General features: G+C 41.7%; 14 protein-coding genes. 7 read left to right on the top strand and 7 right to left on the bottom strand.

Going from position 1 to position 18329, the window contains the following annotated elements; translation table 11 throughout:
• Positions 1–171: 171 nt before the first annotated feature.
• The 4 genes from AC07U8_RS16070 to betI all read right to left on the bottom strand — a co-directional run bounded on the left by AC07U8_RS16070 (position 172) and on the right by betI (position 4907).
• Positions 172–966 carry a TorF family putative porin gene (locus tag AC07U8_RS16070; RefSeq protein ID WP_270383539.1) on the bottom strand — a complete coding sequence of 265 codons (795 nt, stop codon included), beginning with the start codon at positions 964–966 and terminating at the stop codon, positions 172–174.
• A 67-nt stretch (positions 967–1033) separates the two neighbouring features.
• The gene (betA, locus tag AC07U8_RS16065) at positions 1034–2728 is read right to left on the bottom strand and encodes a choline dehydrogenase (protein WP_004717579.1); all 1695 of its coding nucleotides are present in this window, start codon (positions 2726–2728) and stop codon (positions 1034–1036) included.
• Between the two features lie 90 nt (positions 2729–2818).
• A complete protein-coding gene (gene betB / locus AC07U8_RS16060) occupies positions 2819–4291 on the bottom strand; it encodes a betaine-aldehyde dehydrogenase (RefSeq protein ID WP_004823433.1) in 1473 nt (490 codons plus the stop codon).
• On the bottom strand, positions 4284–4907 hold the full coding sequence (gene betI / locus AC07U8_RS16055) for a transcriptional regulator BetI (protein WP_004717575.1): 624 nt from the start codon (positions 4905–4907) through the stop codon (positions 4284–4286). Before betI ends, betB begins: the two co-directional genes overlap by 8 nt.
• A 263-nt stretch (positions 4908–5170) precedes the next feature.
• Here betI and AC07U8_RS16050 point away from each other — a divergent pair, with 263 nt between their 5' ends.
• Positions 5171–6763: a BCCT family transporter gene (locus AC07U8_RS16050; RefSeq protein WP_004823430.1), complete on the top strand. Its 1593-nt coding sequence runs from the start codon at positions 5171–5173 to the stop codon at positions 6761–6763.
• A gap of 242 nt (positions 6764–7005) precedes the next feature.
• On the opposite strand, the gene AC07U8_RS16045 is transcribed toward AC07U8_RS16050, so the two are convergent.
• The 3 genes from AC07U8_RS16045 to lipA all read right to left on the bottom strand — a co-directional run bounded on the left by AC07U8_RS16045 (position 7006) and on the right by lipA (position 11102).
• On the bottom strand, positions 7006–7887 hold the full coding sequence (locus AC07U8_RS16045; RefSeq protein ID WP_270383553.1) for a siderophore-interacting protein: 882 nt from the start codon (positions 7885–7887) through the stop codon (positions 7006–7008).
• Between the two features lie 909 nt (positions 7888–8796).
• Positions 8797–9894, bottom strand: coding sequence for a helix-turn-helix domain-containing protein (locus AC07U8_RS16040; protein ID WP_004823428.1), 1098 nt, complete (start codon positions 9892–9894; stop codon positions 8797–8799).
• Between the two features lie 215 nt (positions 9895–10109).
• On the bottom strand, positions 10110–11102 hold the full coding sequence (lipA, locus tag AC07U8_RS16035) for a lipoyl synthase (RefSeq protein WP_151802840.1): 993 nt from the start codon (positions 11100–11102) through the stop codon (positions 10110–10112).
• A 362-nt stretch (positions 11103–11464) separates the two neighbouring features.
• Between lipA and AC07U8_RS16030 the strand changes: the two genes are divergently transcribed.
• The 6 genes from AC07U8_RS16030 to AC07U8_RS16005 are packed head-to-tail and all read left to right on the top strand — an operon-like array spanning position 11465 to position 18288.
• The gene (locus tag AC07U8_RS16030) at positions 11465–12427 is read left to right on the top strand and encodes a thiamine pyrophosphate-dependent dehydrogenase E1 component subunit alpha (RefSeq protein WP_004823426.1); all 963 of its coding nucleotides are present in this window, start codon (positions 11465–11467) and stop codon (positions 12425–12427) included.
• A 15-nt stretch (positions 12428–12442) separates the two neighbouring features.
• On the top strand, positions 12443–13462 hold the full coding sequence (locus AC07U8_RS16025; RefSeq protein ID WP_004717558.1) for an alpha-ketoacid dehydrogenase subunit beta: 1020 nt from the start codon (positions 12443–12445) through the stop codon (positions 13460–13462).
• A 1-nt stretch (position 13463) separates the two neighbouring features.
• Entirely contained in the window at positions 13464–14999 is a 1536-nt protein-coding gene (locus tag AC07U8_RS16020; RefSeq protein WP_270383562.1) for a dihydrolipoamide acetyltransferase family protein, read from the top strand.
• A gap of 10 nt (positions 15000–15009) precedes the next feature.
• A complete protein-coding gene (lpdA, locus tag AC07U8_RS16015) occupies positions 15010–16410 on the top strand; it encodes a dihydrolipoyl dehydrogenase (protein ID WP_270383565.1) in 1401 nt (466 codons plus the stop codon).
• Positions 16411–16421: 11 nt separating this feature from the next.
• A complete protein-coding gene (locus AC07U8_RS16010; RefSeq protein WP_096734883.1) occupies positions 16422–17207 on the top strand; it encodes an acetoin reductase in 786 nt (261 codons plus the stop codon).
• 22 nt (positions 17208–17229) lie between these two features.
• A complete protein-coding gene (locus AC07U8_RS16005) occupies positions 17230–18288 on the top strand; it encodes a 2,3-butanediol dehydrogenase (protein WP_056513081.1) in 1059 nt (352 codons plus the stop codon).
• The last annotated feature ends 41 nt before the right edge of the window (positions 18289–18329 follow it).

Raw genomic sequence — 18329 nt, 5'->3', positions numbered from 1 at the left:
CAGTTTCTAAAAGCACATACAAAAACATAAGTTCATTTCTGATCAATGACTTGATAGAAATCACTTGTATGAATAATTAGGGGGGTGACTATAGACATTAAAAAACCACGCTCATGGAGGGCATGGTTTTTGGTTGATCTATAACAGGTTACTGAATATCTAAACTTTAGTTTAAAACTTTTTAGTGAGTGAAAAAGTGAGGGTGGAATCAATTGGATTTGAAACTTTGGCATTGGGATTGCCATTGCTGTATTTTTGATAATATCCGTCTTTGTCCCATGCTTTGCTATAACTTAAACTAGAAGATAAGCCATAAGGCAGCGCTTTGTTAATGGCAACACTGGCATCTTGAAAGCTTGCGGTAGAAAAGTTTTTTATACGTTGATTGCCATAATGCATATTCAGCGACCAGCCTTGGACGATGGGTTGTAGCCAATTTACATCTAAATAGCCTGAACCACGAGAGTGCTTATTGGAACCAATTGCTAAAGTATCAGAATTATTGCCAAAATAATCTTGAGTATAGGTAATTGCATATTTAACACTCAGCGGACCATAGCTGATTTCTGGAATAATTTCACCATAATCAAAACGGGTATGACCTGTTTCAGCAGTGGTTTTTGCCCCAGGATAGTAGTAATAAGCGACTTTAGTCCCCAGATTTAACTGACCGAAACTACGGCTATAACCAGTATAGACATCCCATTCAACATTGGCATCACGGATGAAGTCATCACTCACAGTAGAAGCCCAAGTTCCGGCATATAAACCATTGGGATGAGCATAATCAAATCCACCTTGTACAGCAGGGTTACCCCAGGTCTGTTGAAAACCACGTGAGATATATTGGCTGGCTAGTGTCAAATTTGCGCTATATGGAGACGGCGTTTCTACACCAGACTCATTGGCATGTATAGTTTGAAAAAATAAACTCAAAGGGATGGTCAATAATAATTTTTTTCTCATGTTATTCGTCCTTGAAAGATGCGACACACTCAGTCAAAACTGAGGTGTCGCTAAAATATGAATACTTTTACACGATCGGACGTAAAGGCGCTTTGCGCACAGGTGCTGTGCCAGCTTTGTAATAACCCGCTTCAGAACGTGGCAATTTTTTGCCACGAATTTGATCTGCGATTTTTTCAGCGATCATAATCGTTGTGGCATTTAAATTTCCAGTAATGATCAGCGGCATAATCGAAGCATCAACAACGCGCAAGCCTTGTAGACCGTGTACACGACCTTGACCGTCAACCACTGCCATTTCGTCTTCACCCATCTTGCAACTACATGAAGGATGGTAAGCAGTTTCAGCATGGTTGCGCACGAAATCATCCAGTTCAGCATCAGTTTGCACCTGTTTTCCAGGACTGATTTCATCGCCACGATATGCATCTAATGCAGGCTGTTGCATGATTTCACGGGTGATACGAATGGCATCACGGAATTCACGCCAGTCTTGCTCAGTCGACATATAGTTGAACAGAATACTTGGATGTTCAAATGGATCTTTAGATTTCAGCTTAATTCGACCACGTGCTGGTGAGCGCATAGAACCAACATGCGCTTGGAAGCCGTGTTCTTTCACTGCATTACTGCCGTTATAGTTAATCGCAACGGGTAAGAAGTGATATTGAATATTCGGCCAGTCAAATTCATCTGAGCTGCGGATAAAACCACCTGCTTCAAACTGGTTGCTTGCGCCAATACCAGTCCCATTAAATAACCATTCAGCACCAATTGCAGGCTGGTTAAACCATTTTAAAGCGGGGTAGAGTGAAACAGGTTGCTTACATTTGTATTGTAAGTACATTTCCAAATGGTCTTGTAAGTTTTCACCGACACCCGGTAAATCATGTACAACATCGATGTCCATTGATTTAAGGAAGCTACTTTCACCAACACCAGAACGTTGTAAAATTTGTGGTGATGCGATAGCACCCGCACAAAGCAAGACCTCACGGTTTGCACGTGCTTGGGTGAGATTGGTTTTATCCGCACCGATGATATATTCCACACCAATCGCTTGTTTTTGATTAAATAAAATTTTATTGGTGGTGGCATGGGTCACGATTGTTAAATTAGGACGACCTTTTGCCATGTCTAAATAACCACGCGCAGTACTAGAGCGACGGCCTTTTGGTGTCACGGTACGATCCATTGGACCGAAACCTTCTTGTTGATAACCATTTAAGTCATCTGTGCGTGGATAGCCTGCTTGTACACCTGCTTCAACCATGGCATGGAACAAGACATTGTTGCCATTTTTAGGGGTTGCCACAGATACAGGGCCATTGGCGCCGTGGTAGTCATTGCCACCAATATCACGGGTTTCAGCTTTTTTATAATATGGTAAGCAGTCTGCATAGCTCCAGTCTTCTAGCCCTTTGAGCGTCGACCAGTTATCTAAGTCCATTGCATTACCACGGATATAACACATCCCGTTAATCAATGATGAACCACCTAAACCTTTACCGCGGCCGCATTCCATACGGCGATTATTCATATGTGGTTCAGGGTCTGTGAGATATGCCCAGTTGTAACGGCGCCCTTGTAGTGGGTAAGCCAATGCTGCTGGCATTTGAGTACGGAAATCTAAACGGTAGTCTGGGCCACCTGCTTCCAAGAGTAAAACAGTAACGTCTTTATCTTCAGTTAAACGTGTTGCGAGCACATTTCCGGCAGATCCTGCGCCGATGATAATGTAGTCATATGCTTGAGTAGTCATAATTATCCTTTTTGTATTTTTTAAAAGTGCCAATGCAATCAGGTGATGACATGGCACATAGGATTGATATACGGAGAAAGTGTGAGTGCATTAAAAAATGCTTTGATACTCACCTAACTCAACTTGAACTGATTTGATACGGGTGTAATGCCCAAGTGTGGTTAAACCATTTTCACGGCCGACACCTGATTGCTTATAGCCACCCACTGGCATTTCAGCAGGGGATTCGCCCCATGTGTTGATCCAGCAAATACCTGCTTCGATTTGATGAATAATGCGATGTGCTTTGGTGATGTCTTGAGTCACAACACCTGCTGCTAAACCAAAAGTGGTGTCATTGGCACGACGAATGACTTCTTCTTCAGTTTCATAACTGAGAATGCTCATGACAGGGCCAAAGATTTCTTCTTCAACAATGCGCATATCATCTTGGCAGTCACTGAAAACTGTCGGTAACACATAAGCACCTTGCGCCAATTCAGCTTCTGTCGCACGGCCACCGCCAATCAGCAGTTTGGCACCTTGTTGTTTGCCTGACTCAATGAACGACAGGACTTTTTCCATATGGGGGAAGCTGGTGAGTGGACCAAAGTTGGTTTGCTCCGCCATTGGATCGCCGATACGGATTCGTTTTACCCGTTCTACAATAGCGGCTTCAAAATCTGCCAACAGGGCTTTTGGAACAAAGACACGTGTACCATTGGTACAGACTTGACCTGAACTAAAGAAGTTTGCCATCACCGCAATGTCTGCTGCACGATTGAGGTCAGCATCATCACAAATAATTAAAGGGGATTTACCGCCGAGTTCCATGGTCACTTCTTTGAGTGTAGAACCTGCGGCACTTGCCATAACTTTCTTGCCTGTTTCAACACCACCAGTGAAAGAAATTTTTTCAATGACTGGATGTTCAGTTAACCATTGTCCAATCTCACGGCCTGCACCTTGTACTACGTTAAATACGCCATCTGGTAGTCCAGCTTCAGTATAGATTTCAGCAAGTTTAAATACGCTTAGTGGTGTGGTTTCACTTGGTTTAAAGATCATGGCATTCCCAGCAGCTAGGGCAGGGGCAGATTTCCATAATGCGATTTGAATTGGATAGTTCCAAGCACCGATTCCCGCGACAACACCAAGTGGTTCACGACGGGTATAGAAAAAGCTTGATTCACGAAGCGGAACTTGCTCTCCCTGAATTGCAGTCGCGAGACCTGCGTAATATTCGAGTACATCGGCACCTGTGACAATATCAACGGTCGATGTTTCGCTATAGGCTTTACCTGTATCGAGGGTTTCTAAGCGAGCGAGTTCATCATTACGCTCACGTAAAATGTCGACAGCGCGACGTAAAATACGAGAACGCTCCATCGCTGTCATTGCGGCCCAAATTTTTTGACCTTGTTGTGCGCTTTGAACAGCCGCTTCTATGTCTTGTTGTGATGCTTGTTGAAGGGTTGCGATCACTTCACCGTTGGCAGGGTTAATACTGGTAAAGGTCTTACCACTGGTCGCTGCTACATAGCGACCATGGATGTACAATTGATGAACTTGTGAATCACTCATTCTGTCTCTCCTGCAAAGGTTTTTTCGCAAATTGCAATTGCGTTTTTACATAATCGTAAGCAATGGAACGCGCCAGCTGGCTGTCAAATTCATCATGACTGCTTAAACTGCCACGTAACCATAATCCGTCAATCAATGCCGCTAAACCACGAGCGGCAATGCTTGCCTGTTCTTTGTCCAATAACTTGAGAAAGTGAAACTTCAAGTTTGAATACAGGCGTTGATCATTAATTTGTTGCAAGCGCCCAAGTTCGGGTAGGTGCATGCTTGCAGACCAAAAGTCTAACCAGATGCGCATGGCTTGTTTATTGACCTGACTAATATCAAAGTTAGAATCAATAATTGCTTTAAGTTGGCTTTCTGGATGCTCGTCTGCTTCAGTTTTATTTTGGTCGGTTTTACGACGTAAAACATTCAGCATTTCTTGCATGCAGGTATTTATTAATCCCTGTTTATCACCAAAATAGTGACTCACAATACCTGTGGATAGCTCGGCTTTCTTTGCGATTTGTGCAATGGTCATATTGGATAAGCCCACTTCATAAATCACATCAAATGCGGCGTTAATAATTTCTTCACGTCGCACATGCTCTGGTTTGACTCTACGTTTTGTCATGTATATCCACTTAAAGTGCTGAAAAGGCACTTTTTATTTAACATTACTCAATGTAGAACATCTTAGCATTTTTTTATAATACTTTTTATTGATTGAACGTTCAATCAATAAAAAGTATAATCTACAAAAATCAATAATTTTTTGATGAGTAATAAGAAGTGTAAGTGTATACATCAACATTCTGATCCATCAGGATGTTCAGTAAAAATAGTACATATCCTATTATTTTTTAAGAAAATACACCGATTGCAAGGAGCAATAGCATGGTGTCAAATAGCCATAAAGGATATTCATCCGAACGGATTCGATTAAATTTATTTGTGTTTGGAAGTTCTGCAATCAGTATCGGTATTTTTGGCCTATTGTTTGTTTTATTTCCAGAAAGAAGTCAGTTTTGGCTGACCTATGTGCAAGAGCAGGCCAATCAACTCTTTGGTTGGTATTACATGCTGGTGATTGTGGCATGTCTGGGTTTTGTCGGATGGCTGGCTTTTTCACGTGCTGGACAACTTCCACTTGGAAAAGATGGCGATAAACCTGAGTTTGGTTACTTGGCTTGGGTGTCTATGCTGTTTTCAGCAGGTATCGGTATTGCCTTACTGTATTATGGTGTTGCTGAACCTGTCGATCATTTCTTAAGACCACCTGAAGGCGAGGGCGGCACAATCCAAGCTGCCAGAGATGCCATGATGTATAGCTTTTTACATTGGGGTATACATGGTTGGGTTCTCTATGCCTTATTGGGTGTCACCTTGGGCTATTTTGCCTTTCGCTTAGATTTACCTCTGGCTTTACGTTCTGCGCTTTATCCAATTTTTGGCGATCGGATCTATGGTTTGATCGGAGACTTTGTGGATGGTTTTGGTATTTTAGCCACGGTGATTTCTTTGGTCACCAACCTAGGTATTGGTGCACTGGTGTTGGTTTCGGGCATCAGCTATTTAGTCCCAGCCATTCCAGACAACAATGTTACCCTGATTGCAGTGGTATTGGTGATGATGTCTGTTGCGACCATCACCACAGTGGTGGGGATTGAAAAAGGACTGGCTTGGCTTTCACGGATTAACTTACGTTTACTCTATGCGTTATTGTTATTTGTGTTCTTAACAGGACCCACCAATCATTTACTCAATGGTTTGGTACAGAACGTGGGTGACTATCTCAACCATTTTGTTGCGAAAAGTTTTGATGTGTATTTATACAATCCACAAGCGAAAGGCTGGCTCGGTTCTTGGACGGTGTTTTATTGGGCTTGGTGGATTGCTTGGGCACCTTTCGTTGGGATGTTTATTGCGCGTATTTCAAAAGGGCGTACCATTCGTGAAGTGGTCTTGGGTGTGTGTCTGATCCCTTTAGGCTTTACTTTGGCTTGGATTTCCATTTTCGGAAATACTGCAATTGATTTAATTTTGAATCAAAAACAAAAAGTTTTGGGCGATATGGTTCTTACCGATCCAGCTTTGTCTTTGTTTAAATTGCTCGAATATTTACCTTTTAATCCTTATGTGGCTGGGATTGTTGTGGTGATTTGTTTTGTACTGTTCTTGACCCCAGTGGGTTCGGGTACGCTGATGATTGCAAATCTATCTACAAAAGGCGGAAGCAATGAAAGTGATTCACCGATTTGGTTACGAATTTTCTGGTCTGTAGTGATTACCATTGTCAGTATTGGTTTACTGTTAGCAGGTAGTTTCCATTCGATGCAAAGTGCCGTGGTGCTATGTGGTTTACCATTCTCGGTGATTATTTTGCTGTATATGTTTGGTTTAACCAAAGCAATTAATCAGGACTTAGCCAGCCCGCAACCGCCACAAGCTGTCAATAAAACGACTGATTCTTCTGAACCCGTCAAATAAAAGTCAGAAATTAAGGTCTGTTGACAATTCGTCTACACAAGCTGAGCAATGAATAATAAAAAAAGACTCGGATCGCGAGATCCGAGTCGGTTGCTGTCAATTGTGTTCAATCATCATTGAGTTAGGCCATAATAAAGCCAGAGCATCACCCTCAAGAATTGATTTCCATCTCAAATACTCCCCCGAAATAACCGTCTTAAGAAAAGTGAGATGGGGTGATTTAAATCGGGCTATGGTTTCAGTTAAACAGGCATATCTAGATCATCAAATGTTTCTAGTGTTTTACCTTGTTCTAGATGTTTTTGATAATATGCGACTCGGCTCAGATCTAATGTTGAGCTGGACATGCCGACATTCCAATAGCCCGCTACACGAATATCATCTTTACTCAAATGACTGTGTTGGGTAAACAGCTTACGTATCGCTCTTGCTTCATTACGTTCACAGGCTGCCCAAACGCTTATATCTTCACGATCTTTAAACTGCGCGGCAACTTTAAGTAGCATGCCCAATTTACCCGCTTGCTGTGGTTTTTCCCGATGGAGTAAATGCATATTTACTCCATGATGTTTTGGCAAATCATCAATAATATTGGCTTCACAACTTTCAATATAAATCTCTCCCTGAATCCCCAGTTGCCAATGCTGTAAAATTGAATAGACGGCAGGAATGGCGGTTTCGTCAGCAAACATCACCATGCGTTTGGCTGGGGTAAAGTTGGGGAGAAAGTGCGGTCTTGGACCCGTAAGTTGAATTTTAGTGCCAATTTTTGCTGAATCTAGCCAAAGCATTGCTGGACTTGGGTCAGCATGTAGAACAAAGTCAATTTCAATTTGACGGGTACTTGGATCAAAGCAACGCACGGTATATACACGTGATATAGGTAAGCTGTCTGCTTGTTGATGCACTTCTAAACGAATGGCAAGGTTAGGTGTTGTCCATAAGTCTGGCTGTGTTGTATTAATTTCCCCCCGAATACGTACAATTGACGGAAAAGGATGAGAAATCGCCGTTATCGTCATCTCAATGACTTCCAGATTCCGCATATGATCATCTTGTTTCAGTATCGCTTTTGGGTCTGGTACTATTTTTTGATCTGATGTCGTTTGTTGTTGGCTATTCATTATTAAGTCTACCTATATTTATTAAGCAATAAACCACAATTGCCTTTCTTTCAGTGCTGAGCGGATCGAGAAGATCAGCATGGTGTTAAATGTAAAATATAATCATTATCATTTAAAGGGCGTTTATGTTTAAATTACTTGTATTTTAATTTTAGCAATTGATTTTTTGCGGAGAGAGGTACGATTGTGAGGCGTTGTAGTATTGAGCAGGCTCATAGTTTATTTTAATTACGTGAAAAATATATTAATTTTAATCTTATAATTTTCTATATAGTCAAATCACCTAATTATTTCATACAAGTGATTTGCATCAAGTCATTGAGCATAAATGAAGCTTATGTTTTTGTATTAACTTTTAAAAATTGTTGGTTATCAATTCATTTTTATACTTTTGAATCATAGCTGGTGATCCTACCGTGAGGCGACATGGATGTCGCCGTTGGGCGGGGGTACAGGACGTACCCTTCGCCCAATAGAAGATTTTTGTCACTTTTCATCTCTGAAAAGTGAGGCATCGCCTACGCAAAGGGATTTAAACTTTGAATTTAAGATGTGGCAGTGTAAGCTTTTATATAATTAAACAATATTATTTCATCATATGTTTGATTTAATTAAAAATATTAATTAAGAGAAATTATATTATTGTGTCTGATTTTTTTTGACAGGTTGACTATATTTGCCGTGCATTTTCTGTCATTGGCCTTAAAAATTAATCTTAGATCGAGGCATTTATCATTTTTTATACAAAGCAACTTCAAGAAAAACAACTTCAAGCAAAACGACTTTAAGCAAAAACATAGCTCGCTTGAGGAGATGTATTCTATTTTACTCAACTTTATAGCCTTAAACATCGGAGCAAAACGGCACTGTACTACAAGTTGTGCAATAAAATATCTAAGTTCATTGAGCCTAAAGTAATTTTAAAAAATACGCGCGATGCTGACTTTGTTCAGGCAATAACTCCAGTACCCGTTGTATTGCATCATTACGTTCAGGAAGACGACTAATAATTTTTAAAAGTGGGTCAATATCCTGAATTTGATAAATCAGATGACTTAAACGCGCATCGAAACAATCACGCCATGTGGTCAAGAAAGGGCTTTCTGATTTGGCCAAAAAACTTCCTTTGTAGAGTGAAAATGTACTGGCGAGAAAACCTGCATTGAGGGATTGTTCAGCTCTGGTAAAGTCGGTTTGAATCTCACAAACTAACTTATAAGGGCGCGATAAAATACAGTTAGGGAGCAAGGTGCGTAATTGTGACATTTCTGCTTTTAAGGTTTTTTCACTAATGTCCCGATCACCGTATAAGGCATAGTGCAGTTCATCTAGGTTAATACCCTCTGGGTGTAACACAAGAATGCATAGAATTTCAATTTGTCGATGGGTCAAAGTTAAAAGCTGTTGGTTAAATTGAACTTTGGGTGTACCAAAAACTTTGAGGTAAAGCATGTTTTTTTGTTCAAATTGAATCGCACGTTGAACCAACTCTGCGCAGCGCTCTACAGCCAATACACCCAGTGAAGTATGCTTCTTGTACTTGGTCGATAAATTAATCACACCATGAAATTGTCCAGATACAGGGTCAACAATCGGCGCGGCATAACAAACCCAATCCTGTACACTATTCATCTGATTTTCATGTGAATAAACACAGCTAGAGAGATGATTATTTAAGGCCAAACCAATCGCATTTGTACCGACAGCCTGTGTTGACCAATGTCCACCTTCGACAAAATGCACTTGTTCCGCCGAGGAGAGCATAGCACGGCTGCTCCATGTCCAAAGTAATGTGCCATGATGATCTGTGATTCCAATTGCCATTTCAGAATCATCTGCAATTTTTAGTAAATCCGCATAATTATGTTGAAGAGAACGACGAAACAGTGATGGTTCTGGTTCGGGAGGTAAAGCGAGAAGTGGCGCAGCAGTGACGGATTCGATATTGACAAAATGTGTGGTCTGTAAACGAAGCGCTTGTGGCTGTAATTGATTCAATAGCTTCATATCATATTCCTTTATGATGAATGGTTATGCCATTAATACCTTGTATTCTTTTTTATTAATTCATTTGTCTCACTTTAGAAGCTAATGTTTCACTTTGAAATGAGTTTTCTGCTCACAAATGTTAAATAAAGTTACCAATAAAAAGACAGCGTATTCTTTTTAGTACTCATTGTTTAATGTTTAGGCATCCATATTCACTTTAACACTGAATCATCCTAAATTTCTGTGGCAATGTTTTCACGTGTAAACGGCTTGGGTACAGGTTCGCCCTTGTATTGACGATCAGCAAAATAGCTGGAACGAACCATTGGCGCACTCCATATATTTTTAAACCCTAATAACTCACCATGTGCTTGATAATGTTCAAACTCTTTCAATGAAACAAAACGATGTATTGGGGCATGAGATTTAGATGGCTGTAAGTATTGACCAATGGTGACATAGTCCACCTGATAGTCACTGAGGTCATTCAGCAACACAATAACTTCTGCTTCGACTTCACCCAATCCCACCATCAAGCCACATTTCGTTGCGATGTCTGGGCGTAAATGCTTAAACCGTTTTAACAGTTCCAGTGAATGTTGATAATCTGAACCCGGACGCATTGCACGGTACAAACGAGGGACTGTTTCAATATTATGATTAAAAACATCTGGCGGGGTTTCGCTCAGAATGTTGAGGGCAACTTCTAATCTGCCTCGAAAATCAGGAACTAAAATCTCAATCAGCGTATCTGGGCTACTTTTACGGATTTCTCGAATACATGCAGCAAAGTGCTGAGCTCCACCGTCAAGAAGATCATCACGGTCTACTGAGGTAATCACCACATAGTTTAAATTTAGATTTTTAACGGTTTCTGCTAAATGTTTCGGTTCATCAGCATCTAAAATATTGGGGCGTCCATGGGCCACATCACAAAATGGGCATCGACGGGTACAAATATCTCCCATAATCATAAAGGTCGCTGTTCCACCACCAAAGCATTGTGGCAAATTGGGGCACGCGGCTTCTTCACATACGGTATGTAGTTTTTGTTGACGTAATAAATTTTTAATACGTTGCACCTCTTCAGGCTGGCTGATCTTGGCGCGAATCCATTCAGGCTTTTGTGGGATTTGTTCAGTACTGATAATTTTTACTGGAATACGTGCCAATTTATCTGCACCACGTAGTTTTTGTCCCGTGGTAACTGAAACTTTTAAATCCATTTTAAATAGTCCATTAAATAAAATAATTAAATATAAAATGACATTTTTATCTATGATGTCAAATATATTTAAAATATTTATCAATATAATAAAAGAGTGCAAAATATTAATATTATAAAATAAAGGTTGGTTAAAGGTTTGATTTTTTAAGTTTTTGAAAATTATAAAAATTTACAAATATTTTTTGCTTTATAAGGTACTGTTTTTAATATTTTTATTGTGTTTTATAAAGAAATATTTTTTTAGTCTAATATTAATTTTGAATGAAATAATTTTATATAAATATACGAATTTTAAACACCAGTGTTTGTTTTTAAATATATGGTTTTTACTTTTAACTGTGAACATGAAGGAATAAGTATATGCAATTAACGGAAGAGCAATTGCTAGCAGCATACAGACGGATGCGAGATATTCGTGAGTTTGAGGATCGACTTCACGATGAAAATAATACAGGTGATATTCCCGGATTTATCCATCTTTACAGTGGTGAAGAAGCGGTAGCCGTTGGGATTTGTGAAAATTTGACCGACAAGGATTTTATTACCTCAACCCATCGTGGTCACGGTCACTGCATTGCCAAAGGATGTGATATTCACGGCATGATGTTGGAAATTTTTGGTAAAGACGATGGTTTGTGCCGCGGCAAAGGCGGTTCAATGCATATTGCTGATTTAGACAAAGGTATGTTGGGAGCCAACGGTATTGTTGGTGGTGGGCCGCCTTTGGCAATTGGTGCTGCGTTAACCGCAAAAACCTTAAAGACGGGTGGAATTGGTCTGTCATTTACTGGGGATGGTGGTTCTAACCAAGGTTTGACCTTTGAAGCGATGAATATGGCTGTGGTTTTAAAACTCCCAGTGATTTTTGTTTTTGAAAATAATGGTTTTGGTGAAGGTACTGCGCATGATTATGCAGTCGGAAGCAAAGACATTGCAGGTCGTGCTGCGGCTTTTGGTATGCCTGCTGAAAAAGTAGATGGGACAGATTTCTTTGCTGTGTATGAGGTCGCCCAAAAAGCTATTGAACGTGCACGTCGTGGTGAAGGCCCAAGTGTGATTGAAACCATTACCAATCGTTTTTATGGACACTTTGAAGGTGACCCAGGACTGATTCGTTCAAAAGAAGAGCTCGATTATGTCAAAGAGCATAAAGATCCGTTGAAAATTTTCCGTGAAAAAGTCAAAGGCAAGATTGCTGAAACCACGCTGGATGCAATTGATGTTGAATCAAAAGCCAATGTCGATGCTGCTGTCGCAAAAGCACGTGCTGCCAATTATCCAGAACTTTCTCAACTTCTTACCGACGTTTATGTCTCTTACTAAAGGAATAGTAAAGCAATGCCAAATAAAAGTTATCGAAACGCGATTAAAGAAGCGATTGAATCAGAAATGCGCCGTGACCCAAGCGTGATTGTTGTCGGTGAAGATGTCCGTGGCGGGCATGGCGGTAAAAATACGGATGACAATAAACTCGAAGGCTTTGGCGGCGTACTTGGTGTCACCAAAGGGCTATGGACAGAGTTTGGCTCTGAGCGTGTGATCGATACCCCGATTACTGAATCTGCAATTATTGGAATGGCGGCAGGGGCTGCTGCAACAGGTTTACGACCTGTGGCTGACCTGATGTTTATGGACTTCTATGGCGTATGTCATGACATGTTGTATAACCAAGCGGCCAAATTTCGTTATATGTTTGGTGGAAAAGCCAAAGCGCCTTTGGTGGTTCGAGGCATGATCGGCGCAGGTTTTTCTGCTGCCGCACAACATTCACAATCCCCGTATAACGTGTTTGCTGCTGTACCCGGTTTAAAAGTCGTGGTGCCATCTAGTGCGTATGATGTAAAAGGCTTATTGATCCAAGCCATCCGTGATGATGATCCCGTAGTTTTTTGTGAACATAAATTGCTTTATGACATCAAAGGTGAAGTTCCAGATGAACCATATACCATCCCTTTTGGTGTAGCAAATTACACCCGTGAAGGAACCGATGTCACGATTATTGCACTAAGTTTAATGGTGCATCGTGCCAATGAAGTCGCGGATAAGCTTGCCAAGGAAGGGATTTCTGTCGAAGTTGTCGATCCACGCACCATTTCTCCATTGGATGAAGAAGGCATTTTAGAATCTGTCGCATCAACAGGGCGTGTGGTGATTGTTGATGAGTCTGCTGCCCGTTGTGGTTTTGGGCATGATGTAGCTGCATTGATTGCACAAAAAGGCTTTCATTATCTCAAAGCACCCATTGAACTGGTGACACCACCGCATTCACCTGTGCCATTTTCACCAGTATTAGAAAAACAATGGCTACCAAGTGTAGAACGTATCGAACAGGCTGTACGTAAAACGTTGGAGGCTTAGGATGAGCGAAATTAAAACTTTAGAAATCCCAAAATGGGGTTTGTCGATGGAAGAGGGCACCATTGCCCAATGGTTGATTCAAGCAGGCGAGCAGTTTAGTAAAGGGCAAGAAATTTGTGAAATTGAAACCACAAAAATTGTCAATGTCCTTGAAGCACCGTTTGATAGTACCTTACGTAAAATCATTGCCAATAATGGCGATACTTTAGTGGTCGGCGGGATCATTGCAATTTGTGCAGATGCGCAAGTTTCTGATGCTGAAATTGATGCCTTTGCTCAATCTTTGGCTGGTGCACCTATTGTCAATGAAAGCAAAACTGTTGAAGTGGTTACTGAAAAGCAGACGGCAACTCAGCCTGAAACCAAGACACAAGCTGTGCCTAAACAGAATCGTACTGAGCAGGTATCAAAAGCTGTTGCCCAAAATGGCTATGTAATTCCTGCTGCATTACAAGGTTACCAACATGTTGAGGATGTTTTTGCAACACCGCATGCCTTGAAATTGGCTGAAAAGCATCAAGTGAATTTGGCGCTGGTTTCAGGCTCAGGGCGTGAAGGTCGTATCAGTGTGCAAGACATTCAAACCGTAGTTCAAGCTGCGGGTGGATCATGGCCCGATATTCGACAGCAACCGAGTGGTAAAGTGGCGAAATCTAAAGCAGATGATAGCCAAGTGTTGGCAACACCAGTTGCACGTCGTTTAGCCAAACAATGGGGCATTAATTTACATGACTGCCGAGCCTCAGGCTCCAGAGGGCGTATTTGTAAGGAAGATGTTGAAGCAGTTTATCAGCGTGAAAACCCTGCACCTGCCCAAAACAGCGCTGATGTAACACTGACAGAAACTGCCAAGGTAACCACCATTGCGATGAATGGTATGCGTAAAGCCATTGCTTCACGCTTACAGGCAGCAAAACGTAATGCACCACACTTCCGTTTAACCGTAAATTTAAATGTAGATGCCATTCAGGGATTACGTCAGCAGATTAATGCCACTGTGCCGCAAGTGAAATTGTCAATCAATGACATGCTGATTAAAGCGGCAGCAGCTGCATTGATCAAAGTGCCACAGGTCAATGTTCAGTTTGATGAAGAGAATCAGCAGATTTTGCAGTTCGATCAGGCGGATATCTCTGTTGCCGTAGCGATTGAAAATGGCCTTATCACTCCAATCATTAAAGCTGCCAATACCAAGTCTTTGGCACAAATTTCCAATGATATGCGTGATCTTGCAACACGTGCCAAAACTGGCAAATTGGCGCCTGATGAATTTCAGGGCGGTAGTTTCAGTATTTCGAATTTAGGTATGCTCGGCGTTCAACAGTTTGACGCGATTATTAACCCTCCCCAAGGTGCGATTTTAGCTTTAGGTGCAGCAGAAAAACGGGCAATAGTTGAAAATGAGAGCATCGTGATTCGACAGATGGTGACCGCGACCTTGTCCTGTGATCATCGGGTGATTGATGGTGCGTTAGGCGCACAGTTCTTGGCAGCATTTAAGCAGTTTGTTGAAAATCCTGCATTGATTTTGGTGTAGGAGCATGAGCATGTCAGACACACAATTTGATCTTATTGTGATAGGCGCTGGTCCAGGAGGCTATGTGGCTGCGATTCGTGCAGCCCAACTGGGCTTAAAAACCGCCATTGTTGAAAAACAGCATTTGGGTGGCATTTGCCTGAATTGGGGCTGTATTCCAACCAAAGCTTTATTGAGTGGCGCGGCACTTGCACAGCAATTTAAACATTCACAACAGTTTGGTTTTTCTTTGGGCGCGATTGATTTTGATATCCAACAACTGGTACGTCATAGCCGTCAGGTGTCTGAACAGTTGGTACAAGGGATTGGCCAATTACTGAAAAAGAATCAAGTTACTGTTTTTAATGCAAGCGCTCAATTTATCGCGAAAGAACGCTTAGAATTGACTGATACAAAGGGTCAAAAACAACAGATTTCTGCACCGCATATTATTGTGGCAACGGGTGCTAGAGCCGCCAATTTAGCGCATGTTCCTGTCGATGGACAGCATGTATGGAGTTATAAAGAGGCCTTAATCCCAGAACAATTGCCGAAATCACTTCTGGTGATTGGTTCAGGGGCCATTGGCAGCGAGTTTGCCAGTTTATATCAGGACTTAGGTTGCCAAGTCACCTTGGTTGATATTGCCAAACAGATCCTACCCAGTGAAGACCTTGAAGTTGCCAAATATGTGCAAAAGCAATTTGAACAGCATGGCATGACGGTTTTGACTGAAGCGGCTGTACAAAACATCGAAATCGACAAAGACCAAGTGCATTGTCATGTTGAAACTGCAACCGGTCTACAAACCATCACTGTTGAAAAGGTCCTTTCTGCAATCGGTGTGCAACCCAACACTCAAAATCTGGGTTTAGAAAGATTGGGTATTGAGTTTGAGCATGGTTTTATCAAAGTTGATCCGTGGTGTAAGACCAATGTGGTTGGAGTGTATGCCATTGGTGATGTCGCAGGTGCGCCATGCTTGGCACATAAAGCCAGTCATGAAGCAATTTTATGTGTGGAGAAAATTGCTGGGCTGACGCATGTACATGCTTTAGATCGTAGCCAAATTCCAGGGTGTATTTTTACCCATCCGCAGGTGGCAAGTATTGGGCTAAGCGAGCAAAAAGCCAAAGCAGCAGGTTTTACAATCAATGTAGGTAAATTCCCTTTACAAGCTAATGGTAAAGCTTTGGCTTTAGGCGAGACCACAGGATTTGTAAAAACTATTTTTAATCAAGAAACAGGGGAATTGTTGGGGGCACACATGGTGGGTCATGAGGTCACTGAACATATTCAGGGCTTTGCCATCGCTAAATATTTAGAAGCCACTGATGAAAGCCTAGCACAGGTGATTTTCCCACATCCTACGTTATCTGAGGCGATGCATGAGTCGGTTTTATCGGCAATGCAACGTGCAATCCATATTTAAGGAGTCGCAACATGCCTAGAGGTCTAAACAATAAAGTCGCATTAATTACAGGTGCCGCACAGGGCATAGGACGCGGTATTGCTTTACGCTTGGCACAAGAGGGCGTACATATTGCCTTGGTTGATCTTCACCAAGAAAAGTTAACTGCTGTTCAGCAAGAGATTCAAGCATTTGGGGTAAAAGCCACCACATTTATTGCAGATGTTGCTGATCCTGTACAAATCAGCAGTGCGATTGATCATGCAGAATCGACATTAAATGGCTTTGATATCATTATTAATAATGCAGGGATTGCCCAAGTCCAAGCCTTGGCGGAGGTGAGTCCAGATGAATTTAATCGGATTATGAATATCAATGTAGGTGGTGTGCTGTGGGGGATTCAGGCCGCTGCTGATAAATTTAAACAGCGCCAACATTCTGGCAAAATCATCAATGCATGTTCGATTGCTGGGCATGAAGGTTTTGCCTTGCTTGGTGTCTATTCAGCCACTAAATTTGCCGTTCGTGCCTTAACTCAAACTGCAGCAAAAGAATATGCCAGTGCTGGTATCACGGTAAATAGTTACTGTCCCGGTGTAGTCGGTACAGATATGTGGGTGGAGATAGATCAACGTTTTGCTGATATCACTGGTACACCCGTTGGTGAAACTTATCAGAAATATGTGGATGGAATTGCTTTAGGACGTGCCGAAACCCCAAATGATGTTGCCGCATTGGTTGCTTTTCTAGCCAGTGAGGATGCTGATTATATTACTGGACAGTCAATTTTGACCGATGGCGGAATGGTTTATCGTTAATACTGGAATGAGGAATGCATCAATGAAAGCAGCTCGTTTTTATGATAAAGGGGATATCCGTATTGAGGATATTCCAGAACCACAGGTACAACCAGGAACTGTTGGAATCCAAGTCGCATGGTGTGGTATTTGTGGCACAGATTTACATGAATTTATCGATGGTCCAATTTTTATTCCTCCGTGTGGTCATCCGCACCCGATTTCGGGTGAAGCTGCACCCGTGACCATGGGGCATGAGTTTTCAGGTGTGGTGTACGCTGTAGGGGATGGCGTGGATGATATTCAGGTGGGGCAACATGTTGTGGTTGAGCCTTATATCATTGCTGATGATGTTCCGACTGGACCACATGACAATTATCACTTGTCAAAAAATATGAATTTTATTGGTCTAGGTGGTCGCGGTGGTGGGCTATCTGAAAAAATTGCGGTACAACGCCGTTGGGTACATCCCATTTCTGACCAAATTCCCTTGGATCAAGCCGCATTGATTGAACCTTTATCTGTCGGACATCATGCTTTTGTAAGAAGTGGAGCACAGTCAGGTGATATTGCCTTGGTTGGTGGAGCGGGCCCGATTGGATTGTTATTGTCTGCAATTTTAAAGGCCAAAGGCTTAACAGTCATCATTACCGAGCTCAGTGCAAAACGTAAAGAAAAAGCCTTAGAAGCAGGTGTTGCCGACTATGTGCTAGATCCGTCTCAAGTGGATGTTGTGGCTGAAGTAATGAAAATTACCCAAGACCGTGGAGTGGATGTGGCTTTTGAATGCAGTAGTGTCAATAAGGTCATGGATACACTGGTGGCAGCCATGAAACCGACCGGTGTGGTGGTGATAGTCTCAATCTGGAGTCATCCTGCAACGATTAATGTGCATAGTGTGGTGATGAAAGAGCTGGATATTCGCGGCACGATTGCCTATGTCAATGATCATCAAGAAACCATTCGCTTGGTTGAGCAAGGTAAAATTAATTTAGAACCTTTTATTACCCAAAGAATTGCTTTAGATGATTTGGTTTCGCAAGGCTTTGAAACCTTGATTCATAACAACGAATCTGCGGTTAAAATTATTGTGCATCCCTAGTAAATTGAGTGTGTCTTTATTGAATGCCAATATTGAGTCAG

The organism is Acinetobacter sp. GW821-FHT01E09, from assembly GCF_059422385.1.
Note: the sequence above shows the minus strand (reverse complement) of the source record. Positions and strands in the feature narration are given on the sequence as shown.

Coding starts and splice junctions, on each gene's coding strand:
- AC07U8_RS16070 (WP_270383539.1), bottom strand. CDS start 966: ATGAGAAAAAAATTATTATTGACCATCCCTTTGAGTTTATTTTTTCAA.
- betA (WP_004717579.1), bottom strand. CDS start 2,728: ATGACTACTCAAGCATATGACTACATTATCATCGGCGCAGGATCTGCC.
- betB (WP_004823433.1), bottom strand. CDS start 4,291: ATGAGTGATTCACAAGTTCATCAATTGTACATCCATGGTCGCTATGTA.
- betI (WP_004717575.1), bottom strand. CDS start 4,907: ATGACAAAACGTAGAGTCAAACCAGAGCATGTGCGACGTGAAGAAATT.
- AC07U8_RS16050 (WP_004823430.1), top strand. CDS start 5,171: ATGGTGTCAAATAGCCATAAAGGATATTCATCCGAACGGATTCGATTA.
- AC07U8_RS16045 (WP_270383553.1), bottom strand. CDS start 7,887: ATGAATAGCCAACAACAAACGACATCAGATCAAAAAATAGTACCAGAC.
- AC07U8_RS16040 (WP_004823428.1), bottom strand. CDS start 9,894: ATGAAGCTATTGAATCAATTACAGCCACAAGCGCTTCGTTTACAGACC.
- lipA (WP_151802840.1), bottom strand. CDS start 11,102: ATGGATTTAAAAGTTTCAGTTACCACGGGACAAAAACTACGTGGTGCA.
- AC07U8_RS16030 (WP_004823426.1), top strand. CDS start 11,465: ATGCAATTAACGGAAGAGCAATTGCTAGCAGCATACAGACGGATGCGA.
- AC07U8_RS16025 (WP_004717558.1), top strand. CDS start 12,443: ATGCCAAATAAAAGTTATCGAAACGCGATTAAAGAAGCGATTGAATCA.
- AC07U8_RS16020 (WP_270383562.1), top strand. CDS start 13,464: ATGAGCGAAATTAAAACTTTAGAAATCCCAAAATGGGGTTTGTCGATG.
- lpdA (WP_270383565.1), top strand. CDS start 15,010: ATGTCAGACACACAATTTGATCTTATTGTGATAGGCGCTGGTCCAGGA.
- AC07U8_RS16010 (WP_096734883.1), top strand. CDS start 16,422: ATGCCTAGAGGTCTAAACAATAAAGTCGCATTAATTACAGGTGCCGCA.
- AC07U8_RS16005 (WP_056513081.1), top strand. CDS start 17,230: ATGAAAGCAGCTCGTTTTTATGATAAAGGGGATATCCGTATTGAGGAT.